Origin of the sequence: Streptomyces sp. AC1-42W (assembly GCF_003248355.1) — a bacterium.
GTDB lineage: Bacteria > Actinomycetota > Actinomycetes > Streptomycetales > Streptomycetaceae > Streptomyces.
Genome location: NZ_QKWY01000002.1, coordinates 535,556 through 558,827 on the forward strand (window position 1 = coordinate 535,556; position 23,272 = coordinate 558,827).

19 protein-coding genes are annotated in these 23,272 nt (G+C 71.3%); 10 read left to right on the forward strand and 9 right to left on the reverse strand.

Annotated features, from left to right (window positions below):
• The first annotated feature begins 14 nt into the window (after positions 1 to 14).
• From DNK56_RS20300 to DNK56_RS36125, 4 genes are all read left to right on the forward strand, one after another.
• Positions 15 to 998, forward strand: a complete 984-nt coding sequence (locus DNK56_RS20300; protein ID WP_111336809.1) for a thiopeptide-type bacteriocin biosynthesis protein — start codon at positions 15 to 17, stop codon at positions 996 to 998.
• Positions 995 to 2,221, forward strand: coding sequence for a methyltransferase, FxLD system (gene fxlM / locus DNK56_RS20305; protein ID WP_241990017.1), 1,227 nt, complete (start codon positions 995 to 997; stop codon positions 2,219 to 2,221). Before DNK56_RS20300 ends, fxlM begins: the two co-directional genes overlap by 4 nt.
• A gap of 4 nt (positions 2,222 to 2,225) precedes the next feature.
• The gene (locus DNK56_RS20310; RefSeq protein ID WP_111336813.1) at positions 2,226 to 3,347 is read left to right on the forward strand and encodes a hypothetical protein; all 1,122 of its coding nucleotides are present in this window, start codon (positions 2,226 to 2,228) and stop codon (positions 3,345 to 3,347) included.
• Between the two features lie 252 nt (positions 3,348 to 3,599).
• The gene (locus DNK56_RS36125; RefSeq protein ID WP_241989718.1) at positions 3,600 to 5,201 is read left to right on the forward strand and encodes an IS1634 family transposase; all 1,602 of its coding nucleotides are present in this window, start codon (positions 3,600 to 3,602) and stop codon (positions 5,199 to 5,201) included.
• 350 nt (positions 5,202 to 5,551) lie between these two features.
• On the opposite strand, the gene DNK56_RS20325 is transcribed toward DNK56_RS36125, so the two are convergent.
• Genes DNK56_RS20325 through DNK56_RS20345 form a run of 5 tightly spaced genes read right to left on the reverse strand, consistent with a single transcriptional unit; the run spans position 5,552 to position 9,684 of the window.
• Positions 5,552 to 6,121, reverse strand: a complete 570-nt coding sequence (locus DNK56_RS20325; RefSeq protein WP_241990018.1) for an SMI1/KNR4 family protein — start codon at positions 6,119 to 6,121, stop codon at positions 5,552 to 5,554.
• Positions 6,122 to 6,175: 54 nt separating this feature from the next.
• A complete protein-coding gene (locus DNK56_RS20330; protein ID WP_111336815.1) occupies positions 6,176 to 7,039 on the reverse strand; it encodes a 1,4-dihydroxy-6-naphthoate synthase in 864 nt (287 codons plus the stop codon).
• Positions 7,014 to 7,718, reverse strand: a complete 705-nt coding sequence (locus DNK56_RS20335) for a futalosine hydrolase (protein ID WP_111336817.1) — start codon at positions 7,716 to 7,718, stop codon at positions 7,014 to 7,016. Before DNK56_RS20335 ends, DNK56_RS20330 begins: the two co-directional genes overlap by 26 nt.
• Positions 7,719 to 7,743: 25 nt before the next feature.
• A complete protein-coding gene (locus DNK56_RS20340; protein WP_111336819.1) occupies positions 7,744 to 8,235 on the reverse strand; it encodes a DUF2771 domain-containing protein in 492 nt (163 codons plus the stop codon).
• A gap of 27 nt (positions 8,236 to 8,262) precedes the next feature.
• Complete coding sequence (locus tag DNK56_RS20345) at positions 8,263 to 9,684, reverse strand: MFS transporter (RefSeq protein ID WP_111336821.1); 1,422 nt, start codon at positions 9,682 to 9,684, stop codon at positions 8,263 to 8,265.
• 380 nt (positions 9,685 to 10,064) lie between these two features.
• On the opposite strand from DNK56_RS20345, the gene DNK56_RS20350 reads away from it, so the two are divergent.
• Together DNK56_RS20350 and DNK56_RS20355 are read left to right on the forward strand one after the other, a co-directional pair.
• Complete coding sequence (locus DNK56_RS20350) at positions 10,065 to 10,976, forward strand: DUF3027 domain-containing protein (RefSeq protein ID WP_199563664.1); 912 nt, start codon at positions 10,065 to 10,067, stop codon at positions 10,974 to 10,976.
• Between the two features lie 88 nt (positions 10,977 to 11,064).
• On the forward strand, positions 11,065 to 14,271 hold the full coding sequence (locus DNK56_RS20355; RefSeq protein ID WP_111336825.1) for a sacsin N-terminal ATP-binding-like domain-containing protein: 3,207 nt from the start codon (positions 11,065 to 11,067) through the stop codon (positions 14,269 to 14,271).
• 40 nt (positions 14,272 to 14,311) lie between these two features.
• On the opposite strand, the gene DNK56_RS20360 is transcribed toward DNK56_RS20355, so the two are convergent.
• Both DNK56_RS20360 and DNK56_RS20365 read right to left on the reverse strand, forming a co-directional pair.
• Entirely contained in the window at positions 14,312 to 16,783 is a 2,472-nt protein-coding gene (locus DNK56_RS20360; RefSeq protein WP_111336827.1) for an HAD-IC family P-type ATPase, read from the reverse strand.
• 101 nt (positions 16,784 to 16,884) lie between these two features.
• Complete coding sequence (locus DNK56_RS20365; RefSeq protein ID WP_111336829.1) at positions 16,885 to 17,169, reverse strand: DUF2530 domain-containing protein; 285 nt, start codon at positions 17,167 to 17,169, stop codon at positions 16,885 to 16,887.
• A gap of 193 nt (positions 17,170 to 17,362) precedes the next feature.
• Between DNK56_RS20365 and DNK56_RS20370 the strand changes: the two genes are divergently transcribed.
• Positions 17,363 to 18,817 (forward strand): NCS2 family permease, encoded by a 1,455-nt coding sequence (locus DNK56_RS20370; protein ID WP_111336831.1) that lies wholly within the window; start codon positions 17,363 to 17,365, stop codon positions 18,815 to 18,817.
• Between the two features lie 20 nt (positions 18,818 to 18,837).
• On the opposite strand, the gene DNK56_RS20375 is transcribed toward DNK56_RS20370, so the two are convergent.
• Positions 18,838 to 19,026: a ribbon-helix-helix protein, CopG family gene (locus DNK56_RS20375; RefSeq protein WP_111336834.1), complete on the reverse strand. Its 189-nt coding sequence runs from the start codon at positions 19,024 to 19,026 to the stop codon at positions 18,838 to 18,840.
• Positions 19,027 to 19,183: 157 nt separating this feature from the next.
• On the opposite strand from DNK56_RS20375, the gene DNK56_RS20380 reads away from it, so the two are divergent.
• The 3 genes from DNK56_RS20380 to DNK56_RS20390 all read left to right on the forward strand — a co-directional run bounded on the left by DNK56_RS20380 (position 19,184) and on the right by DNK56_RS20390 (position 22,334).
• A complete protein-coding gene (locus DNK56_RS20380; protein ID WP_111336836.1) occupies positions 19,184 to 19,624 on the forward strand; it encodes a MarR family winged helix-turn-helix transcriptional regulator in 441 nt (146 codons plus the stop codon).
• Positions 19,625 to 19,681: 57 nt separating this feature from the next.
• Entirely contained in the window at positions 19,682 to 21,016 is a 1,335-nt protein-coding gene (locus DNK56_RS20385; protein WP_111336838.1) for an MFS transporter, read from the forward strand.
• Positions 21,017 to 21,344: 328 nt separating this feature from the next.
• Positions 21,345 to 22,334 (forward strand): aldo/keto reductase, encoded by a 990-nt coding sequence (locus DNK56_RS20390; protein ID WP_111336840.1) that lies wholly within the window; start codon positions 21,345 to 21,347, stop codon positions 22,332 to 22,334.
• Between the two features lie 59 nt (positions 22,335 to 22,393).
• Here the strand turns inward: DNK56_RS20390 and DNK56_RS20395 are convergent, their stop codons facing one another.
• Positions 22,394 to 23,230, reverse strand: a complete 837-nt coding sequence (locus DNK56_RS20395) for a hypothetical protein (RefSeq protein ID WP_146610449.1) — start codon at positions 23,228 to 23,230, stop codon at positions 22,394 to 22,396.
• Positions 23,231 to 23,272: the final 42 nt, after the last annotated feature.

Below are 23,272 nucleotides of genomic sequence, written 5' to 3' on the forward strand. Positions count from 1 at the left end.
GGAGCTGCCGACTGATGACCTTCAACGACGAGAACCTGCCGGTCCCTGAGAACACGTCCTGGTGGCACGCATCCGTGGCCTTCCCTGCCCAGCACAGTGACGCCGCCCGAGCGTTGGCGACCGCACTGGCCGAACAGCGCTTCCACTTCCTGCGCAAGAACGCCGGCGTGCGCCTGCGCACCGAACAGCCCGCCACTGGCCTCCTGGACCAGCTCGTCGCTGACCGCCTGCTCACCAGCTGGACGGGCGGGATCTACGAGCCGGAGACTCATGCCTTCGGCGGACCGGAAGGCATGGCGGTCGCCCACGACGTGTTCTGCGCCGACAGCCCGGCCGCGCTCGCCCAGACAGGCGCCCCCGGAGCCCGCGAGCGCGCCGTGATGCTGCTGTCCGCCATGATTCGCGCGGTCGGGCTGGACCCGTTCGAAGCCGGCGACGTCTACGCCCAGTGGGCGGTTCTGCGGCCCCCCGTCGCCCCGCCGCACGGGCCCGCCCTCGACACAGCCCTCTCCGCGATGCGGCGGCTGATGAACGCGGACGCCGCTCTGCGCCCCGACGCGGAAGCGGGCTGGGCAGAGCGCGTCGCCGCGTTTGAGGACGCCGGCCGCCGCCTGCGCCTGCTCGCCGACGACGGCCGGCTGATACGCGGAATCCGGGGCGTCCTCGCCCACCACGCGATCTTCGCTTTCAACCGCGCGGGCGTACCTGTCGAAGCGCAGGCCGCCACCGCGTGGCTCGGCCGTCACGTCGCCTTCTCCGGCGGAGAAGGCGACGTGTCTACCCGCAGGTCCGCTCTGGCGGAACCTAAGGGCTGTCCCGTAATCCCCGGCGGGCGCACGACGACAGCTACGGCACCTCGCTGCGTTGTCGGAACGTCCGAATACGTCCAGTATGCGAACGCCCCTCCGCCTTGCGATGCACCGCATCTGACGCCGCGCGCTGATCCACCGGGGATTACGGGACAGCCCTTAGCCTCCCTCGAATGGAGACCACCGTGACATCCGCAACCGACCCTCACCAGTACCGCGAAGCCCTCGCCCAGCGGCTCGTCGACAGCGGCCGCCTGCGCAGCCAAGGGGCCATTGACGCCTTCCGCACCACCGACCGCCACGCCTTCCTGCCTGATATCGACCTGGAGAACGCATACAAGGAGGACGCGGTCCCGATCAAGCACGACGTGCACGGCGAGATGATCTCCTGCATCTCCGCGCCGTCCATCGTCGCCACCCAGCTCGAACAGCTCGGCGCCCAGCCCGGCCACAAGGTCCTGGAAGCCGGAGCCGCCACCGGCTACAACGCTGCTCTCCTCGGCAAGATCGTCTCCCCCGGCGGACAGGTGTGGACCCTCGACGTCGACCAGGACCTCGTCGCCGGGGCAGGCAAACACCTTGCCCAAGCAGGCGTCGACAACGCCACCGCGGTGATGGCCGACGGCGCGGCGGGCCTGCCCGAACACGCACCGTACGACCGGATCATCTTCACCGTCGGCGCCGGCGACGTACCCGTGAAGATCCTCGACCAGCTCGCCCCCGGCGGGCGCCTGGTCCTGCCGATGCGCATCCGCGGCAGCATCTCCCGCAGCTTCGCCTTCGAACGCGACGGAGAGACGTGGAAAACCGTCTCCTGCGAGATGGCCACCTTCATCCCGTTGCGCAAGGGCGTCTGCGACGACATGTACACCCTCGTGCCCATGGCCGGGGACGGCAACGTGCGCCTGGAGACGTTCAGCGAGCAGGACATCGACCGCGACGCCCTGCGCACCGTTCTCGACCAGCAGCAGACCAAGCTCTACACCGGGGTGAAGTTCCGGCAAGGCTCCGCCTGGGAGTGGCTGTACCTGTACCTGGCCTGCGTGCTGTCCAACGGCCTCTCTCGGCTGCCGGGACAGCGCCCCGGGTTCACCCCGCACTTCGGCTGGGGCTCCATGGCCGCCCTCGACGGCGGATCACTCGCGTACCTGACCATCCGCGAAGGCGAGGACACCGAGGGACGGTACTGGGAGATCGGCGTGATTGGCCACGGCGAGGCGGGTACCGACCTCGCCGAGCGCGTCGTCGACGAGATCCGCGCCTGGGACGCGACCGGTGGCAACGGCGCCCCCGAGCCGGGCTTCCGAATGGCCGTAGCCGACTCCCGTGACCGGCTGGCGTCCAGCGACCCGCGCTTCGTCGTCGACAAGCCCTGCAGCCGCCTGGTCGTCGACTGGACGCGCAAGGGCTGAACCGATGATTCCCGCGATAGCCAGCCGTATCCCCCTGGTCCGCCGCACCAAGGCGCCCGCGCTCCCGCTCCGGGAGCGCATCAACCACCTCACCGGGCTGACCGTCGCGCCCGCAGGTGCGGGCCACCATGACCTGGTGGCCCGCGCCTGCGGGGTCCTCAACTACGCCGCGCTGATCGCTTCCGATATCGGCCTGTCCGGTCTGGCCGAAGACTTGTGCTGGCGCCAGCACCAGGTCTTTGCCGACGCCGGACGCCTCAGTGGACGGGTTGCTGTGATGTCGCTGATGCCACTGGTCAACCTCTCCCGGCTACTAACCCGCGACGGCCGGGGTGAAGCCGCCTACGACCTGCTGATCCGCCTCAACCACGCCGCGCGACAGCAGGAGAAGACCGAGGTCGACGGACGCGCCGTCGACCTCTCGGCCCTGACCGCCACGGACGAGGACCACCGCACGGTGTGCCAGGAGCTGTACGTCGCCCTCCTCGTGGACGGCGCCCGTGCCCTCGCCCGCATCGGCCGGTGGGCCGAGGCCGCCGACGCCATGACCCAGCACCGTGGCATCGGCAACCGCCTCCTCGACGGCCGTCAGATCAAGGTCATGGCTCTGATGGAGCAGGGCCGGGACCGACAGGCTCACGACCTGATCGACACTACGCAGCCCGCCGAGCCCTGGGAGGGCGCCGTCGCCGACCTTATGCGCGTCCACTGCCTATCCGGCGCGGCCCCGCTTCCGCCGACCGATCTCGACCGGGCCCAGCGTGCAGTGACCACACTGCTGGTCAACCCCGAGCCCCCGTACGCCGTGTTCCAGACTCGAGCGGGCCTGGCCGCGCTGGACCTCGACGGATGCGGGCCGCATACCAGCTCACTGGCCTCCGCCCTCGCCGAAGCGGCCGGCCTCGACGCCTATGCCGCGCGTGAGGTGCTGGACCACGGAGCCGCCCGGGCAGCCCTCGGTACCGCGCGGGTATCCGCACTCGGCGCGGTGGTTACGAACGCAGGTCTCGGGACCGGCGCCCTGCCCGCGAACCACCACCGAGCCCTGTCCAAGTCCGTCGCCCTCGGCGAAGCCGAGCTGAGGCGGCTGCTCCGAGAACAACAGCGCCACCACGCAATCCCCTGAAGGAAGTGCCGCAACCCACACGAGTGATCGAACGCAGCATCACAGCCCGCCCGACCAGTCCGCAGAAGGCGAGAACCTGGAAAACGCATACAGGTTCTAGTCCCGTACTTCGCGGGTCGTTGATTCGTATGGTGTGACCGGTCTGGGAGTGTCCCGGGCCGGTCGTATGGCGTTGGTCCGGATGTGTCGATGACTTCCCGGTCCCCGCGGCCACGATCTGAGCGTCAGCGCCTTGAAGTGGTGGTGACGTCCGTGGTGGAGAAGCGTCTGGGCGCTCTGCCTGTCGCTGCCGAGTTTCTGCGCCGGCTGGACGTCGCGGGGATCGTCGACGAAGTGTGTCCAGGCGGTGCGAGCGCCCATCTGACGCACGGGCAGGTCATCGAGGCACTGGTGGCCAACCGGCTGACCTCGCCCGCACCACTGGTGCGCGTCGGGGACTGGGCGAGGACCTGGGCGGTGGAGGAGGTCTTCGGTATCACGCCGGACCTCCTCAATGATGACCGCCTGGCCCGCGCCCTGGACGCGATCGCTCCGAAGCTGGAGGTCATCGCGGGCACGGTCGGCGCTCGGGCGATCACCGAGTTCGGGATCGATGTCTCGCGGCTGCACTGGGACATGACCAGCATGTCCGTCCATGGCGCTTTCCCTGCCGAGGAGCAGGACGAGCGGTACCCGCTCATCGCCTGCAACGGGCATCCAAAGGACCGGCGCGTGGATCTGAAACAGATCCAGTCCGGGCTCGCGGTCTCGGCCGACGGCGGTATCCCCGTCCACTCCCGGGTCTTCGACGGCGCCGCGGCCGAGGCCAGCCAGGTCGTCGGGGCGATGAAAGACCTGCGGTCGATGGCCGGCACCCACGAGTTTCTGATGGTCGCCGACTCCAAACTGGTGTCCTACTCCAACATCACCGCCCTGCTTGAGGCCGGTGTGGAGTTCATCGCGCCCGTCCCGGCCGCGCAGATCAAGGACGAGGTCTACGCGGTCCTGGATCCCCAGCAGGCGCAGGCCGTCGACTGGGTGCCCGGGCGGGACGAGAGGAAACCGGAGACGGAACGGGAGACCTACCGAGTCCTGGAGGACATTCACACGCTGACCGGGCGCCGCAAAAGCGACCCGTCGCTGACGGTGCGCCGGATCCTGGTGCATTCCACCGCCGTCGCGGCCGGCCAGCGGGCGGCCCGGGCCAAGCGACTGGCCAAGGCCGCCGAAGACCTCGACAAGCTCGCCGGTGCGGCAGGCGGACGGCACTACAAGACCCGGGAGAAGATCGTCGCCCGGATCGGCGTCGTCACCGCCAAGCGCCGTGTCACCTCCTGCCTGCGCTGGCAGATCACCGCCGACGAGCAGGGCACCCCGGGCCTCACCTGGCACTTCGACCAGGACGTGCTGGAAGCCGAAGCCGCCGTTGACGGCTGGTGGGCGCTGATCACCAGCGTCCCGGCCGAGAAGGCCGGACCCGCCCACGTCCTGATTCAGTACAAGGGCCAGGGCACCGTCGAGCGGCGCTACCACGACTTCAAGGGCCCCCTCGCGGTCGCACCGGTCTTCGTGCAGCACAACCGGCGCGTCGCCGCGCTCATCCAGGTCATCTGCCTGGCCCTGCTCGTCTTCTGTCTGATTGAGCGGCAGGTCAGACGCGCTCTGGGCCCCGACGAGACCATGGCCGGCCTCTACCCGGACAACCGACGGGTCCGCCCTACCGGCCGCATGATCCTCTACCACCTCGGCGAACTCACCCTCCGGATCGGAAACGTCACCGACCCGCCAACCGTCCAGATCAACCGCGGCGTCCAACTCCACCTCCTCGACCTCCTCGACACCGACATCGGACAAACCCGCTGGCCACAGACCTGAAACGGTCACCCGCGAAGTACGGGTCTAGTGTCCTGCGTCGATAGTTCGCGTGCGGTTATAGGGTGGGGTGATGCCTGGCCCGAAGCCGTTGCCGCTGGAGCTGTCCGATGGCGAACGCCGGGTGCTGCGGGGCTGGTTGCGCAAGCGGACCGAGTCGCAGGCCCTGGTGCTGCGGTCGAGGACCGTACTGGAGTGCGCGGAGGGCCTGTCGAACGCGCGGATCGCGGACGGCCTGGGTGTCTCGCGGGAGACGGTACGCGAGTGCTCGAAAGTCTCTCTGTGGGCGCCCCTGCCGGGGCGCCCACAGGCGTGTTTGGCGCGCCCGGGGAAAAAGCGGCAGGAAGCCGGCCTCAGTCGAGGGTGACGCGGCCGTCCAGGATGCGCTGACCGGTCTCCTCCGGACCGAGGATTCGCTCCAGATCCGCGAGTACCGATGCGAAGAACTCCGGCAGATCCGCGAAGAGATCCAGGTCCTCCACGTCGCCGTCACTCCACTGCCCCACCGAACCCGTCTCCGCGTCGATGAAGAAGCCGTACATCTCACCGCACGCGTAGGACTCGGCGGCGAAGGGAATCCACTCCTTGCGCCAATAGGCCGTGTCCTCGTTCGGGCCGGGCATCATCTGGTGGTGGAGCCGCTCGATGCTCGACAGCGGCAGCAGCGCCCATCCGCCGGCGAGGAACTCGCCCTCCGGGCAGGAACCCGTCAGCCCGTTCGACTCGTCGAGCCGGGTGACGGTCCCGTTGTTGGCCTTCAGATAGGTACGCAGATCCGCCGGGAACCGCACGCCCGTCTTCTCCTCGACGACGGCGATCTCCTCCTCGCTCGCCGCGTCCCCCAGCGCACGGTGACTGACCGGCGCGTTCTCACGCAGCCAGGACACGACACGCTGCCACGACTCGCCCACACCACTCGGCACGCATACCCCCATCGGAGACTCGGAGAATCGGAGAATCCACTGATCCAGCGGACGCTACGGGAACGCCAGCGCGCCCGGGCCCAGGGCGGGCACCAGGCCCTCGGCCGCCGCACGGGTCAGCAGACCGCGGATCGCGGCGTAGCCGTCCTCGCCCAGGTCCGCCGTGAACTCGTTCACGTACAGGCCGATGTGCTGGTCCGCGACGGACGGGTCCATCTCCTGGGCGTGGGCCGCGACGTACGGGCGGGACGCCTCGGGGTCGTCCCAGGCCATGCGGACCGAGGCGCGCACCGACTCCGCGAGGAGCTTCAGCGCGGCCGCGCCCAGCGAGCGCTTGGCGATGATCGCGCCCAGGGGGATCGGGAGCCCGGTGGTGTCCTCCCAGTGCCGGCCCATGTCCGCGAGGTTGTGCAGCCCGTAGTTCCGGTACGTGAAGCGCGCCTCGTGGATGACCAGGCCCGCGTCCACCTCGCCGTCCCGGACCGCCGGCATGATCCGGTCGAACGGCATGACGACGATCTCGCCGACCCCGCCCGGCACCACCTCCGCCGCCCACAGGCGGAACAGCAGATACGCGGTCGAGCGCTCGCTCGGTACGGCGACCGTCTTCCCGGTCAGGTCCGTGCCCGGCTCGCGGGTGAGGACGAGCGGCCCGCAGCCCCGGCCCAGCGCCCCGCCGCACGGCAGCAGCGCGTACTCGTCCAGCACCCACGGCAGCACCGCGTACGACACCTTGAGGACGTCCAGCTCGCCGCGCTCGGCCATGCCGTTGGTCAGGTCGATGTCCGCGAACGTGACGTCCAGCGCCGGCGCGCCGGGGACCCTGCCGTGCGCCCAGGCGTCGAAGACGAAGGTGTCGTTCGGGCAGGGCGAGAAGGCGATGCGCAGCGCGTCAGTCTGCGGTGTCGTCGCGGTCATGGCGGGTCCAGCCTTCCAGTACGGGGATGAGCTTCCCGAACGCCCCGGTCAGCGCGGTCAGCGCGTCGCCGATGCGCCAGGCGTCGCGGTCGCGCGGGCCGACCGCGTTCGACACGGCCCTGAGCTCCAGGACCGGTACGCCGGCGAGGTCCGCCGCCTCCGCGACCCCGAACCCCTCCATGGCCTCGGCCAGGGCGCCGGGGTGGGCGGTGAGCAGGGCGGCGGCGCGGTCGGCGCTGCCGGTCACGGTGGAGACGGTGAGGATGTCGCCGACGGCCGCCCCGGTCGCCCCGGCGGCGGCGCGGACGAGGGAGGCGGGCGGGACGTGCCAGCTGCGGCCGAAGCCGAGGTCGGTGACCGGCACGAAACCGGCCGACGTCTCGGCGCCCAGGTCCGCCGCGCCGATGCGGCGGGAGACGACCAGCGAGCCGACCGGCGCCACCGGGGCGAAGCCGCCGCCGATGCCCGCCGAGACCACCAGGTCGTAGCGGCCGGCCGCCAGCGCGAACGCCGCCGACGCCGCCGCGGCGGCCGGGCCCGCGCCGCCCGCGAGCACGTCCAGCGGCCCGGCCCGGTGGAGCTCCGCGCCGCGCACCGGCCGCACCCCGGGCTCGTCCCCGTACGCACGCGTGACCGCGTCCCGTTCCACCGGGACCGCGGTCACGACCAGCACACGCATCAGGGGCAGCCCTCCGAAGGGGCGGTCAGTCCGTCTTCACCAGCTTGAAGTGCCAGATGCCGGCCACGCCGGTCTTCTCGCCCTCGCCCTTGGTCTCGACGACGCTGATCTGCGTCTCGTCGGCGGCCTCGCCGGTCTGGCTGGAGAAGAAGGCGCTGCCCGAGATGGAGCGGTAGGTCTTCTTGAACGGCTCCTGCTCGGCCTGCTGGCCGTTGATGAAGAGCGTCCAGCCGTTGTCCGCGATCTCCGGGTCGACGCCGAAGTGCACGGTGTCCGACATCGAGACCTCGATGGTCTTCTCCGCCTCCTTGTTGAGACAGGACTTGACCTCGGAGGGCTTGATGGTCTTGCCGTCGTTGTAGCAGGCGGCCTCGGTGTGCACCGAGTTGTCGCCGACCGTCACGGTGGCGAGCGGCGTCGGCTTGTCGCAGGCGGAGAGGACAAGGAGTCCCGCGGACACGGCACCAAGAGCGACGCCGATTCGACGGCCCTTACCGGAGAAGAACGCAACGGTCATGGGCCGAAGGCTATCGGTCGCTCCCGCTCACGCCACGCGGGGGTGCGGCGAGCCGCGCCGCGCGGCGCCCAGCAGCCCCCGTACGGACGCGGAAGCGCCGAGCGCCAGCAGCCCGGCGGCGACCGACATGCCCAGTACGCCGTTGAGGGGGAGGGCGATCCCGATCGCGCCGCCCACCACCCAGGACATCTGGAGCAGCGTCTCGGACCGGGCGAACGCCGACGTCCGCACCTCCTCCGGCACATCGCGCTGGATCATCGCGTCCAGCGACAGCTTCGACAGGGCCTGGGTGAGCCCCGCCGTCGCGGCGAGCGCGGCCACCATCACCGTGCTGAAGAAGACGGCCGCCAGGATTGCCACGCCCAGCGCCAGGCCCAGCACCGAGGCGACGATGATCTCCGGGCCGCGCGCCCGCAGCCAGGAGCCCACCGCCGTGCCCAGCGCGTTGCCCACGCCCGCCGCCACGCCGACGATGCCCAGCGAGATCGCCGCACTCTGCCCGGCCAGCGGATGCTCGCGCAGCAGGAACGCCAGGAAGAAGATCAGGAAGCCGGAGAGCGCGCGGTGCGCGGCGTTCGCCTGGAGGCCGTGCAGCACGGACGGGCCGACCGACCGCAGCCCCGGCCGCCGCTCGCCGTTCTCCCGCCGCCTGCGGCCCGAGAGCGTCGACGCGGACCGGGACGGCTCCGGGCGGGGCGCGGGCTCGCCCGGCGGCGGGACCAGCCGCACCCGGCGCTCGCCCTTCGCCGAGTCCACCTTCGGCGGCAGCGTGAACGCCAGCACCGCGCCGCCCGAGAAGATCGCGCACGCCCCGTACAGCGGCCACGGCGGGCCGATCAGCTGGAGCGCCGCGCCGATCGGCGCGGCGGCCCCGGTGGCCAGCAGGCCGGCCAGGGTGACCCGCGAGTTCGCCTTCACCAGCGAGAACTTCGGTGGCAGCAGCCGGGGCACGACGGCGCTGCGCACCACCCCGTACGCCTTCGAGCAGACCAGCACGCCGAGTGCGGCCGGATACAGCTCCAGGCCCCCGGTGGCGACCGCGCCGGACATGGTGAGCGCCAGGACGGCCCGCGCAAGCATGGAACCGGCCATCGCCATGCGGCGGCCGTGCGGCAGCCGGTCCAGGAGCGGGCCGATGACCGGGGCGAGCAGGATGAACGGCGCCATCGTGACCGCGAGGTACAGCGCGACCCGGCCGCGCGCCTGGTCGGTCGGTACGGAGAAGAACACGGTGGACGCGAGGGCGACCGTGATCATCACGTCGCCCGCGCCGTTCACCGCGTGCAGTTCGATGAGCTTGCCGAGACCGCTCTCACCGGCCCCGTGCGCGTGGGTGGCCCGGCGGATGCCGCGCGCGGTGCCGGTGAACGGCGTTCTCAGGGCACGGCCGACCGCCCGCCCCGCCCTGCGGAGCGGGCCGGGACCGTCGTGCGACCGGGCAGAAGCCACTTGGTCATAGTGCCCCAGGACCGCGCGATGCGAACCGGCATCCCGGCGGGACGCGGGCGGGACCGCCCCGTCGGGTCAGTGATCTGCCAGGTGACGGGGGGCGTCGGGGCATGGCCGATACGGCGTCGTTAGGGACGGCAGGTGGGCGGGGAGCGGCGGAGAGGGTAGCGTGCTTAGCGCGCCACCGGCGGTTGTTCTCGGCCGCGCGCCTCTCGGCGATCCCGCAGAATGGATCGCGGAAGGCGTGCCCGAGGTCGGCTCAACGGGTACGGACGTCGACGCGGCCCCCAGGTCCGCTCCGTCCGTGACCGTATGGCCGAAATCGATGGTCGATGTGCTGGCGCGCTCGTGAGACTGGCGTATGGAGAGAAGCGAGACCTGTGAGTGCTGCGACGACGCGAGGCCGTACGGCCCGTACCGCCCGTACCCCCGCTCCCGACCGGTTGTGCGCCGAGGCCGTTGACCTCGCCCGCGCGGCGGCCGAGGAGGCGGCCGCTCCGGGGGTCGTGGGTGAGCATGTGGCCGTGGTCTCCGAGGGGGACCGCGTCGTCACGCACTACTTCGAGTGCGAGGACCCCGGCTACCGGGGCTGGCGCTGGGCGGTGACGGTCGCGCGGGCCTCCCGCGCGAAGAACGTCACGCTGGACGAGACGGTGCTGCTGCCCGGCAGTGACGCGATCCTGGCGCCGGAGTGGGTGCCGTGGAGTGAGCGGCTGCGGCCCGGCGACATGGGGCCCGGCGACCTGCTGCCGACCGAGGCGGACGACCTGCGCCTGGAGCCGGGGTACACCGGCGCGGACGAGGTCCCGCCGAACTCGGCGGTCGGCGAGGTCAGCGGCGAGCTGGCCGACCTGGTGGACGTGGAGGACGCCGAGCTGACGACCCGCCCGGACGCGACCGCGCGAGGCTCGATCGCCTCGGTGGCCGACGAGCTGGGCATGCGCCGGGCGCGGGTGCTCTCGCGGTACGGGCTGCACTCGGCGGCGGACCGCTGGGACGAGGCGTTCGGGCCGAAGACGCCGATGGCGCAGGCCGCGCCGGCCTCCTGTGTCTCCTGCGCCTTCCTGATGCCGCTCGCGGGCTCGCTGCGGCAGGCGTTCGGGGTGTGCGCCAACGAGTTCGGTCCGGCGGACGGGCACGTGGTGTCACTGGCGTACGGGTGCGGTGGGCACTCGGAGGCGGCGGTCATGCCGAAGCCGCCCGCGGCGGTGCCGCACGCGTTGGACACGGTGCGGGTCGACGAGTATCCGTTGCACGGTGAGGCTTCCGCCTCGGGGACCCCGGAGGACTAGGTGCTCCGGGGGCGGTGAGTGGGTGGGTTCGGGCGGTACCCGGTAGCTTCGCGGGGTACGCGTTCCGGACCGGCAGAGGGAGCACCCCATGGGCATCAACGCGACGGAGGGCGACCCGTTCGGCACCGCGCGGCTGCGGCGCGGCGTACTCGACGCCTGGGGCGCCGGGCCCGCCCGGTTCCGGGAGGACGCCAACGCCGAGGAGGACCTCGCGCTCGGCGGCTACCGCGACCGCCTCGTCGTCGAGCTGGCCCAGAACGCCGCCGACGCCGCCGCCCGCGCCGGAGTCCCCGGCCGCCTCCGGCTCACCCTGCGCCCCGCGACGGACGGCGCCCCCGCCGTCCTCGCCGCCGCGAACACCGGCGCCCCGCTGGACGCCACCGGCGTCGAGTCGCTGTCCACGCTGCGCGCCTCCGCGAAGCGCGAGGGCCACGAGGGCGCCGTGGGCCGGTTCGGCGTCGGGTTCGCCGCCGTCCTCGCGGTCAGCGACGAACCGGCGATCGTCGGCCGGCACGGCGGCGTCCGCTGGTCCCTCGCCGAGGCCCGCGAACTGGCCGGGCAGGCGGCGATCGGCAGCCCCGGACTGGGCGACGAGCTGCGCCGCCGCGACGGCCACGTACCGCTGCTGCGCCTCCCGCTGCCCGCCGAGGGCACCGCGCCCGACGGCTACGACACCGTCGTCGTGCTGCCGCTGCGCGACGGGGTCGCCGAGGACCTGGTGGGCCGGCTACTGGCCGCCGTGGACGACGCGCTGCTGCTCACGCTGACCGGCCTTGACGAGGTGACCGTCGAGACGCCGGAGGCCGTACGCACGCTCCGCCGCTCGCAGCACGGCCCGTACACGCACATCGAGGACTCCGCGCACGGCACCCACCGCTGGCGCACCGCCGCACAGCACGGCCCGATCGAGCCCGCCCTGCTCACCGGCCGGCCGCTGGAGGAGCGGCTGCGCCCGCACTGGTCGGTGACCTGGGCCGTCCCGGTCGACGCGGACGGCGCCCCGCTCCACCCGCGCACCGCCCCCGTCGTGCACGCGCCGACGCCCACCGACGAGCCGCTCGGCCTGCCCGCGCTGCTCATCGCCACGCTGCCGCTGGACACCACCCGCAGGCACCCCGCGCCCGGACCGCTCACCGACTTCCTGGTCGAGCGCGCGGCCGACGCGTACGCGGAACTGCTCGCCGACTGGGAGCCGGTCTCCGTCGCGACGATCGGCCTGGTGCCGGGCCCGCTGGGGCAGGGCGGGCTGGACGGCGCGCTGCGCGGCGCGATCCTGGAGCGGCTGCCGCGCGTGGCGTTCCTGGCGCCCGCCGCCCCGCGCGACCCGGCCGCCGAGCCGGAGCGCTGGGACGGCTGGGACGGCGAGGAGAGCGTCCGCAAGGACACCGTCGCGCTGCGGCCGGTCGAGGCGGAGGTGGTGGAGGGCGTCGGCGAGCGGACGGTGACCGTGCTCGCCGAGGTGCTGCCGTGCCTGCTGCCCGCCGGGCTCGAACGGCGCGTGGAGCTGCGCACGCTGGGCGTCGCCCGGGTGCCGCTGACGGAGGCGATCGACCGGCTGGCGGGCCTGGAACGCGATCCGGCCTGGTGGCGGCGGCTGTACGACAGCCTGGCCGGTGTGGACCCGGACCGTCTGTCGGGGCTGCCGGTCCCGCTGGCGGGCACGGGCTCGGCGGGCGGCGACCTCGAAGCGCCCGCGCCGCCGCGCACCACCATCGGCCCCCGTCAGGTCCTGCTGCCGGTCCCCGACGCGCTGTCCGGGCCCGTTCTCGACCGGCTGGGCCGCCTCGGGCTCAAGGTCGCCCACCCCGACGCCGCGCATCCGCTGCTGGAGAAGCTGGGCGCCCTGCCCGCCACCCCGCGCGCGGTCCTGACGACCCCGCAGGTGCGGGCCGCCGTCGCCGGTTCGCTGGACGCGGGCGAGATCTGGGACGAGGACGCGCTCGACGGGGACGAGCTGGTGGAGACCGTGCTCACCCTCGTCCGGGACGCCGGTCTGGAGCCGAGCGACGAGCCCTGGCTCGGGGCCCTCGCGCTGACCGACGAGGACGGCGAACTCGCCCCCGCCGGGGAACTCGTGCTGCCGGACAGCCCGTTCGCCGCCGTGATGCGCGAGGGCGAACTCGCCCTGTGCGACGCGGAGCTGGCCGACCGCTGGGGCGAACAGCCGCTCACCGCCTGCGGGGTGCTCGCCGGCTTCGCCCTGGTACGGGCCACCGACGTCGTCCTGGACCCGGACGAACTGGAGCCCCGCGACGGCGACTTCGCGGAGCCGGACGACGCCGGGCTGCTGGACGCGGTGGACGTGTGGTGCGAGGACATCCTCGACCAGTTCCCGGACAGCCCGGTGCCGCCGGTCGCCACCGAACTGGTCGCCGTACGCGATCTGGACCTCGTGGACGACGACGCCTGGCCGCAGGCCCTCGCGATGCTCGCCCGGCCGCCGCTGCGCGACGCGCTCACCCAGCCGGTCCGGGTGCTGCTGCCGGACGGCACCACGCGATCCGTCCGCCCGTACACCGCGTGGTGGCTGCGCGGCCACCCCGTCCTGGACGGCCGCCGCCCGGCCGGTCTGCGCGCGCACCGCGGCGACCCCCGGCTCGCCGGGCTGTACGACCCCGCCGACGCGACCGGCTTCGAGGACGCCGAGGTGCTGCGCGCCCTGGGCGTACGGACCTCGGTCGACGCCCTCCTGGACGAGCCGGGCGGGGCCGCCGAGCTGCTGGGCCGGCTCGCCGACGAGGACCGCCCGGTCAGCGGCGTACAGCTGCACGCCCTGTACACGGCGCTGGCCGCGCTGGACCCGGAACAGGTGACGCTGCCGGACGCGCTGCGGGCCGTAGTGGACGGCGAGGTGCGGGTGGTGGACGCGGCGGACGCGGTGATCGCGGACGCGCCGGACCTGCTGCCGCTCACCGAGGGGCTGCCGCTGCTGCCGGTCGCCCCGGCGCACGCGGCGGAGCTGGCCGAGCTGTTCCAGGTGCGGCGGCTCGGCGAGAGCGTCGAGGCCGGGGTCACGAGCGACGGCGAGGAGCACGAGGTGCCGGAGTCCGTCCGCGTACTGCTCGGGCCCGCGACCCCGGACACCTACGTCGAGCACGGCGAACTGCGGGCCGGCGGCGTCGAGCTGGACTGGCGGCGCACCCCGGACGGGGTGGTGCACGCCGCGACGCTGGAGGGCGTCGCGGCCGGGCTGGCCTGGTCGGCGGGCCAGTGGCCCCGCCGCTTCGAGGTCGCGGCCCTGCTGGAGGACCCGTCCCGCACGGAGGAGCTGGCCCGCGACCGCTGGTTCGACTGAACCCGTACCGCACCGCCGCTCCTCCGCGCCGGGGGAGCGGCTACGCCCCGAACCGGCGGCCCACCAGCCGCCACGCGTACTCCAGCGCCGCCGCCGCGACCACCGCGATGCCCACGGCCGTCCACGGCATTTGCGTGCCCACCAGCTTCAGCGCGAAGAAGTCCTGGAGCCACGGCACCGCCAGCACCACCAGGAACGCCAGCCCCATCGCGGCCACCAGGCAGATCCGCCACCAGGTGTAGGGCCGGGCGATGATCGCGAGCACCCACATCGAGACCAGGAACAGCGTCAGCGTGGCCGCGCTCGTCTCCGCGTCCAGCGCGCCCGTACCGGCGTAGTGGCTCCGGGCGATCAGATACGTCACGAAGGTCGCCGCGGCGGCGATGACGCCCGAGGGGATCGCGTACCGCATGACGCGGCGCACGAAGTGCGGATGGGCGCGCTCCTTGTTGGGGGCCAGCGCCAGGAAGAACGCCGGGACGCCGATCGTCAGCGTGGACAGCAGCGTCAGGTGGCGCGGCAGGAACGGGTACTCGACCTGGAAGCAGACCACGAGTACGGCCAGCAGCACCGAGTACACGGTCTTCGTCAGGAACAGCGTCGCCACCCGCGTGATGTTGCCGATCACCCGGCGGCCCTCGGCGACCACGGACGGCAGGGTCGCGAAGCTGTTGTTCAGCAGCACGATCTGGGCGACCGCGCGGGTCGCCTCGGAGCCCGAGCCCATCGAGACGCCGATGTCCGCGTCCTTGAGCGCGAGGACGTCGTTGACGCCGTCGCCGGTCATCGCGACGGTGTGCCCGCGCGACTGGAGCGCGGCGACCATCTCCCGCTTCTGCTGCGGGGTGACGCGGCCGAAGACCGCGTTCTCCTCCATCACCGTGGCCATCTCGTCCGGGTCCGCGGGCAGCCGCCGCGCGTCCACCGGGTGCTCCGCGCCCGGCATCCCGAGCTTCGCGGCGACCGCGCCGACGGAGACCGCGTTGTCCCCGGAGATCACCTTCGTGGCGACGCGCTGGTCCCCGAAGTAGGCGAGGGTCTGCCCGGCGTCCGGCCGCAGCCGCTGCTCCAGGACGACCAGGGCGGCCGGTTCGGCGCCCTTCGCCGCGTCCGCGGCCTCCAGCTCGCCCCGCGCACGGGCCAGCAGCAGCACGCGCAGCCCCTGCTCGTTGAGCCGGTCCACCTCCGTGAGCGCCGGATCGTCCTCGGTGAGCAGCACGTCGGGGGCGCCCAGCAGCCAGGCGGAGGACGCGCCGCCGTCCTCGGTGAACGCGGCGCCGCTGTACTTGCGGGCGGAGGAGAACGGCAGCGTGCCTGTGACCTGCCAGCCGCCCTCCGCGGGCGCCGGGTAGGCGTCGATGATCGCCTGGAGGCTGGCGTTGGGGCGGGGCTCGGACGCGCCGAAGGCCCCCAGCACACGGCGCAGATACGGTTCGTCGGCGTCGCCGCCCAGCGCCCGCAGCTCCGTGACGTCCATGCCGCCCTCGGTGAGCGTGCCGGTCTTGTCCAGGCAGACGACGTCGACCCGGGCCAGGCCCTCGATGGCGGGCAGCTCCTGGACGAGGCACTGCTTGCGGCCCAGGCGCACGACGCCGATCGCGAAGGCCACCGAGGTCAGCAGGACCAGACCCTCCGGGATCATCGGGACGATCCCGCCGACCGTGCGGGCGATCGAGTCCTTGATGTTGTTGTCCTTGACCACCAGCTGGCTGATCACCAGCCCGATCGCGGTCGGCACCATCATCCAGGTGACGTACTTGAGGATCGTCGAGATGCCGGTGCGCAGCTCGGAGCGGACGAGCGTGAAGCGGGACGCCTCCTCGGCGAGCTGCGCCGCGTACGCCTCGCGCCCGACCTTCGTCGCGGTGAACGCGCCGCCGCCGGCGACGACGAAGCTCCCCGACATCACCGTGTCGCCGGTCCGCTTGAGGACCGGGTCCGCCTCGCCGGTGAGCAGGGACTCGTCCACCTCCAGGCCGTCCGCCTCGGCGACCGTACCGTCCACGACGACCTTGTCGCCGGGGCCCAGCTCGACCAAGTCGCCCAGGACGATCTCGGAGGTGTGGATCGGGGCCGCCGTGCCGTCGCGCCGGACCACGGGCTTGGCCTCGCCGATGACCGCGAGGCTGTCCAGCGTCTTCTTGGCCCGCCACTCCTGCACGATGCCGATGCCGGTGTTGGCGACGATCACGAACCCGAACAGGCTGTCCTGGATCGGCGCCACGAACAGCATGATCACCCAGAGCACGCCGATGATCAGGTTGAACCGGGTGAAGACGTTGGCCCGGACGATCTCGGCCATCGACCGCGAGGACCGCACCGGTACGTCGTTGACCTCGCCGCGCGCGACCCGCTCGGCCACCTCCGCCGAGGTCAGCCCGCCCCCGGCGGGCGGGTCCGGCAGCTCGACCGGGTGGACCGGGTCGAGCTCCGCCCCGGCGTCGATCGTGGCCGGCCGCCCGGTGGCGCCGGTTCGCTGCTCCCCGGAGGGATTGGATGCCCGCTGCGTCATGGTTCAGACGGTACGGGTGGAACGTCCGCGACACCCGCCGGGGGTACGAAGATCAGACCGGGGGAGGAGAGAAATGGTCCCGTGGTTGTACGGGCGGGGCCTTATTCGGCCTGCGGGCCCGCCGCCGTCTCCGTCTCCGCCGCGGCTGCCGCGCGCTTGAGGGCCGCGTCGCGGCCGCGTACGTACCAGATGCCGATCAGGCCCAGGCCCGCGCCGGCCAGGCAGGTCCACACCCACCACAGGCGGCCGTGGTCGTCGAACCAGTTGTAGAACGGGATCTGGACGAGGAAGAGGACGAACCAGAGGATCGTGCCGCCGGTGATCGTCGCGACGATCGGGCCCTCCAGGGGCTCCGGTGCCTCGTGCTTCGGTGTCCACTTCGCCATGCGGTCAGTGTATGCGGCCCATACACGAGCGTCGCCGGGCCGGTCGGGCGAAGGGTCTACGCGCGGAGATAGCGATCTTCGCCTTATGTATTCATACTGAATCTGCTTCAGACTGGCTCGAATTATTCGTGTGAAAGTCCAAAGCTGACCACTTTTAACCCCTTGTGCGTACGTACTGATACTGAGGTCATCCATGTCCCCCTCGGCCACCGCCAAGGTCGATGCCACGCCGCCCCCGGCTCCCCAGCCCTCCGGCGGCCTGGACCGCTTCTTCAAGATCTCCGAGCGGGGGTCGACGGTAGGCCGCGAGATCCGTGGCGGATTCGCGACCTTCTTCGCGATGGCCTACATCATCGTGCTGAACCCGATCATCCTCGGCAGCGCGAAGGACGTGAACGAGCAGTTCCTCAACGGCGGCCAGCTGGTCACCGCGACCGTCATCACCGCCGCGTTCTCCACGCTGCTCATGGGCGTCATCGGCAACGTGCCGATCGCGCTGGCGGCCGGGCTCGGCGTCAACACCGTCGTCGCCCTCCAGCTCGCCCCCCGGATGACCTGGCCGGACGCCATGGGCATGGTGGTCCTCGCGGGCATCGTGGTCATGCTGCTGGTCGCGACCGGCCTGCGGGAACGGGTGATGACCGCCGTACCGGGGTCGCTCCGCAAGGGCATCGCCATCGGTATCGGCCTGTTCATCCTGCTGATCGGCCTGGTGGACTCGGGCTTCGTCTCCCGCATCCCCGACAAGGCGATGACCACGGTCCCGCTCCAGCTCGGCGGCGACGGCCACCTCAACGGCTGGCCGGTCCTGATCTTCGTCCTCGGCGCGCTGCTCACGCTGATCCTGCTCGTCCGCAAGGTGCCGGGCGCGATCCTGATCTCCATCGTGGCGATGACCGTCCTCGCGCTGGTCGTCAACGCCGTGGCGGACCTGCCGGCCAAGGCGTGGGGGCTGACCGTCCCGGAGTGGCCGGGCAATCCGGTGTCGACGCCGGACTTCGGGCTGCTGGGTGAGTTCAGCCTGTTCGGCGGCTTCCAGAAGGTCGGCGTGCTGACCGGCATCCTGTTCGTCTTCACCGTGCTGCTGTCCTGCTTCTTCGACGCGATGGGCACCATCCTCGGCGTCGGCGACGAGGCGAAGCTGACGGACCCCGAGGGCAACTTCCCCGGCATCAACAAGGTGCTGTTCATCGACGGTGTCGCGGTCGCCGCGGGCGGTGCCAGCTCCTCGTCCGCCTCGACCTGCTTCGTGGAGTCCACGGCCGGCGTCGGCGAGGGGGCCCGTACGGGGCTGGCCGGCGTCGTCACGGGCCTGCTGTTCACGGTGGCGCTGTTCCTCACGCCGCTGGCGACCATGGTCCCGTCGCAGGCGGCCACCCCCGCGCTGCTCGCGGTGGGCTTCCTGATCATCGCCGGTTCGGTGCGGGACATCGACTGGAGCGACTACACGCTCGCGATCCCGGCGTTCCTCGCCATGGTCATGATGCCGTTCACGTACTCGATCACCAACGGCATCGGCATCGGCTTCATCGCGTTCAGCGTGCTGCGGCTGGCCGCCGGGCGCGGTCGCGAGGTGCCGGTGGCCATGTACGTCGTGTCGGCGGTCTTCGTCTTCTACTACATGATGCCCGCGCTGGGCCTCACGTAAGGGCGTCGCGGGGCCGGCGGTCAGCCGGCCTCGTCGGCGTAGAACTTCTCCGTCTCCTCGACGGCCGACTGGAAACGTTCGTCGAAGTCGTCGCGAATGAGCGTCCGGACCACATAGTCCTGGACGCTCATTCCGCGTTTTGCGGCATGCTGCTTGAGCCGGTCGAGCAGCTCACCGTCTATGCGCAGGCTGAGCACTGTCGATCCCATGGCATGCAGGGTTACGTCCCGCAGGCCCGTCGTGCGTGATTTTCCACCGCCGACTCACTCGTTCGGGTGATCGATTGGTGGTCTCGCCAGGTGATCCCGCTCTCGCGCGTGTAACACAAGTGGTCTTTAGAGTAGGTAATGAGTTACGCTAACAAACATGCCTGACCTGATCCACGACAGCGACAGTGCCGCCGCCGTGAGCTCCCTTCGTTCCGCCGTCATGCTGCTCGGCCGGCGCCTCAAGCACCAGCGCGTCGACGAGTCGCTCAGCCCGACCGAGATGTCGGTGCTCGGGACCCTCGCCCGTTGTGGTTCGGCCACTCCCGGTGAGCTCGCCCGCAAGGAGCACGTACAGCCTCCGTCGATGACCCGCATCGTCGCGTTGCTGGAATCGAAGGGCCTGGTCAGGCTGGAACCGCACCCCGACGACCGTCGCCAGAAGGTGGTCAGCCAGACCGAGCGGGCCGAGGCCATGCTCGCCGAGAGCCGCAAGAAGCGGAACGCCTGGCTCACCACCCTGGCCGAGGGCCTGGACGAGGACGAGTGGGAGACGCTGCGCAACGCGGCGCCCGTGCTGGAGAAGCTGGCCCACCTGTAGGCCCGTACCGGGCCCTCGTCAGTCACACACCGTTCACGCCCGAGGAGGCGAACCCTTTTGAGTACGGGAACCGGAGCAGACTCCGCCCCCGCACCGACTTCCACCCACGAGAGCAAGACCGGCGGGACCTTCTCGTCGCTGAAGATACGCAACTACCGCCTGTTCGCCACGGGCGCCGTGATCTCCAACACCGGTACCTGGATGTCCCGCATCACGCAGGACTGGCTCGTCCTGAGCCTCACCGGGTCCGCCGCGGCCGTGGGCATCACCACGGCCCTCCAGTTCCTCCCCATGCTGCTGTTCGGCCTGTACGGCGGTGTCATCGCCGACCGGGTGCCGAAGCGGCAGCTCCTGCTCGTCAGCCAGGCGGCCCTCGGCGCCTGCGGCGTCGTGCTCGCCGCCCTCACGCTCTCCGGCGTGGTGCAGGTGTGGCACGTCTATCTCATCGCGTTCCTGCTCGGCATGGTCACCGTCGTCGACAACCCGGCGCGGCAGGCCTTCGTCTCCGAGATGGTCGGCCCCGCCCAGCTGCGCAACGCGGTCAGCCTGAACTCGGCGAACTTCCAGTCCGCCCGGCTCATCGGCCCCGCCGTCGCCGGTGTGCTGATCACCACGGTCGGCAGCGGCTGGGCCTTCATGTTCAACGGTCTCTCGTTCGCCGCCCCGATCATCGGCCTGCTGATGATGCGCCCCGCCGAGCTGCACAAGGCCGTCATCGTGCCGCGCGCCAAGGGCCAGCTGCGGGAAGGGCTGCGGTACGTCTCGGGCCGCCCCGAGCTGGTCTGGCCCATCGTCCTGGTCGGCTTCGTCGGCACCTTCGGCTTCAACTTCCCGATCTGGCTGACGGCCTTCGCGGACGAGATCTTCCACGGCGGCGCCGGGATGTACTCGTTCTTCAACATCCTCATGGCCGCCGGCTCGCTGGCCGGCGCCCTGCTCGCCGCCCGCCGCCGCTCCTCGCGGCTGCGGATGCTGGTCGTCGCCGCCACGGCTTTCGGCCTGCTGGAGATCGTCGCGGCGCTCGCACCGGCCGTCTGGATCTTCGCGCTGCTGCTCGTCCCGATCGGCATGATCGGCCTGACGACCAACATCAGCGCCAACACCAGCGTCCAGATGGCGTCCGACCCGGCCATGCGGGGCCGGGTGATGAGCCTGTACATGATGGTGTTCGTCGGCGGTACGCCGGTCGGCGCCCCGATCGTCGGCTGGATCAGCGACGCGTACGGCGCCCGCACCGGCATGGTGTTCGGCGGCGCGCTGTCCATGCTGGCGGCCCTCGTCATCGGCGCGATCCTGGTCCGCGTCGGCGGCCTGCGCCTCAAGGTGGGCCTGCACCAGGGCCGCCCCCAGGTGCGCGTGGTGCCGCGCGAGCGCCTCGCCACGGTGGCGTAGCCCTACGCGGACGCCTCGGCGGCCCCGTCCCGGTGCTCCGGGGCGGGGCCGCTTCGTGGTCACGGGGGCCAGTCCGGTTACGCTCGTCGGGTGGACCCGAAGACCAGAAACCGCGTCATGGCCGTGGTGCTCGTGCTGATGTTCGCCGTCGTCGCCGTGGCAGCCGCCTTCGGCTAGGCCAGGGCAGGCCCTGCCCTGCCAGGAGTGTGCGTCCCGGAGGCCCCTGTGGGCCTCGCGCGTCGCGTCGTAGAGGCATCCGGGGGGACTTCCGTCGGCATCGCCGGGCTTCCTTGCCTGGAGGGCGCTCGAAGCAGTTGGCTGGTGGACCATGAAGTACACCCAGCTCGGACGTACTGGTCTCAAGGTCAGCCGACTCGTCCTCGGCACGATGAACTTCGGTCCGCAGACCGACGAGTCGGCCAGTCACAGCATCCTGGACGCCGCGCTCGACGCGGGTCTGAACTTCGTGGACACCGCAAATGTGTACGGGTGGGGCGAGAACAAGGGCCGCACCGAGGAGATCATCGGTAACTGGTTCGCCCAGGGCGGCGACCGGCGTGACAAAACCGTGCTCGCCACCAAGGTGTACGGGAACATGGCGGGCGACGGCGAGCCGTGGCCCAACCACGACAGGCTCTCCGCAGCGAATATCCGCCGGGCCGTCGATGCCTCCCTCAAGCGGTTGCAGACCGACTACATCGACGTCTACCAGTTCCATCACATCGACCGGTCGACGCCGTTCGAAGAGATCTGGCAGGCGATCGACGTCCTGGTTCAGCAGGGCAAGATCCTCTACGCGGGGTCATCCAACTTTCCTGGCTACAAGATCGCCCAGGCCAATGAGGTCGCAGCCCGGCGCGGAACGTACGGCCTGGTCAGCGAGCAGTGCCTCTACAACCTCGCCGAGCGCCGTGCCGAGATGGAAGTCATTCCAGCCGCACAGGATTACGGCCTGGGTGTCATTCCGTGGTCCCCGCTCCACGGGGGGCTGCTCGGCGGTGTCCTGCAGAAGGAGTCCGGGCAGGGACGTCGCGCCGGCGGTCGCGCGGCAGAAGCCCTCAAGGACGCCGGAACGCGTGAGCAGATCCAGGCGTACGAAGACCTCCTCGGCGAGAACGGCCTCCAGCCCGGCGAAGTGGCGCTCGCGTGGTTGTTGACCCGTCCTGGCGTCACCGGCCCCATTGTCGGTCCCCGTACCGCTGAGCAGCTGGAAAGTGCCGTCAGGGCCCTGGAACTGGAACTGAGCGACGAGATTCTTGCGGGGCTGGACGACATCTTCCCGGGACCGGGGCCATCCCCCGAGGCATTCGCCTGGTGAGCGGACCGGGCAACGTGGTGGGGCGCCGCTGCCCGACCTGTCGGTGAAGAGTGTGGGCATCAGCCGCTCGGGGCCTCCCTGCGGCTGTACACCCAGTAGCCCGCCGTGGTCAGCACTGTCGTGTAGAGCAGGAAGACCATCAGAGCCACGGGCGTCGAGAGATCCGAGCCCACCATGGCCGTCGCGAATGATTGATCCTCTTCCGGCAGCGCCGAGATGTCGGTGAGCATCGCCCGGCCGGCCGCGAAGGGTAGCCAGTCGGCCACCCCATCCAGGCCAGGCACGAGTTCCAGCAGCAGACCTGCCAGTCGCTCGGCCAGCAGCGGCCACATGCAAAGCACCAGCACCGGAACAATTCTGTTCCGCATCAGCGCCACCAGCGCCATGCACAGCAGTGCCCAGCAGCCCATCCACAGCACGAACCGGAGCACCGGGACCAACACCGCGCCCCACGTCGGTTGCGGTGCTCCGGAAACAGCGAGAACGATGGCTGCCGAGATCGCGCCCACCAGCGCGCTGGCGGTCGCGACGAGAGCGCCCACCAGGAACCCGACCGCTCCCTTTGCCGCGTATGCCACTCGACACCCGTTGACAGCCAGCCATGTCGTGCGCGCCGCGCCCCGGACCAGGTCGGTGGAGACCGGGCCCGTACCGAGAATCAGCACGAAGAAGCACAGCATGGGGAGCTGGGTCGCCATGGGTGCCCATGCCAGCAAGTCGCCCATCGACGCGGCGCTGATCTCCCGCGTCCTGTCCAGGTCGAACAGGAGGCCAGGTCCGGTCAGCAGGCTCAGCGTTGCCACCACACCCAGAAGAACCCATGTGGAGCGCAGGCCTGTGAGATGTCGCCACTCGTATCGGCACGCGTTGCGGAACGCTTTGTTGACCGGGATCACTCGCGGCATAACAGACGGGGGTACGGATACACCGGCGGAGGG

What these genes read in the sequence shown, in the direction of transcription:
- DNK56_RS20330 (WP_111336815.1), bottom strand. Translation starts at nt 7,039, where the DNA reads ATGACCGCGACGACACCGCAGACTGACGCGCTGCGCATCGCCTTCTCG.
- DNK56_RS20375 (WP_111336834.1), bottom strand. Translation starts at nt 19,026, where the DNA reads ATGGGATCGACAGTGCTCAGCCTGCGCATAGACGGTGAGCTGCTCGAC.
- DNK56_RS20335 (WP_111336817.1), bottom strand. Translation starts at nt 7,718, where the DNA reads ATGCGTGTGCTGGTCGTGACCGCGGTCCCGGTGGAACGGGACGCGGTC.
- DNK56_RS20380 (WP_111336836.1), top strand. Translation starts at nt 19,184, where the DNA reads ATGCCTGACCTGATCCACGACAGCGACAGTGCCGCCGCCGTGAGCTCC.
- DNK56_RS20300 (WP_111336809.1), top strand. Translation starts at nt 15, where the DNA reads ATGACCTTCAACGACGAGAACCTGCCGGTCCCTGAGAACACGTCCTGG.
- DNK56_RS20310 (WP_111336813.1), top strand. Translation starts at nt 2,226, where the DNA reads ATGATTCCCGCGATAGCCAGCCGTATCCCCCTGGTCCGCCGCACCAAG.
- DNK56_RS20390 (WP_111336840.1), top strand. Translation starts at nt 21,345, where the DNA reads ATGAAGTACACCCAGCTCGGACGTACTGGTCTCAAGGTCAGCCGACTC.
- DNK56_RS20360 (WP_111336827.1), bottom strand. Translation starts at nt 16,783, where the DNA reads ATGACGCAGCGGGCATCCAATCCCTCCGGGGAGCAGCGAACCGGCGCC.
- DNK56_RS20340 (WP_111336819.1), bottom strand. Translation starts at nt 8,235, where the DNA reads ATGACCGTTGCGTTCTTCTCCGGTAAGGGCCGTCGAATCGGCGTCGCT.
- DNK56_RS20355 (WP_111336825.1), top strand. Translation starts at nt 11,065, where the DNA reads ATGGGCATCAACGCGACGGAGGGCGACCCGTTCGGCACCGCGCGGCTG.
- DNK56_RS20365 (WP_111336829.1), bottom strand. Translation starts at nt 17,169, where the DNA reads ATGGCGAAGTGGACACCGAAGCACGAGGCACCGGAGCCCCTGGAGGGC.
- DNK56_RS20370 (WP_111336831.1), top strand. Translation starts at nt 17,363, where the DNA reads ATGTCCCCCTCGGCCACCGCCAAGGTCGATGCCACGCCGCCCCCGGCT.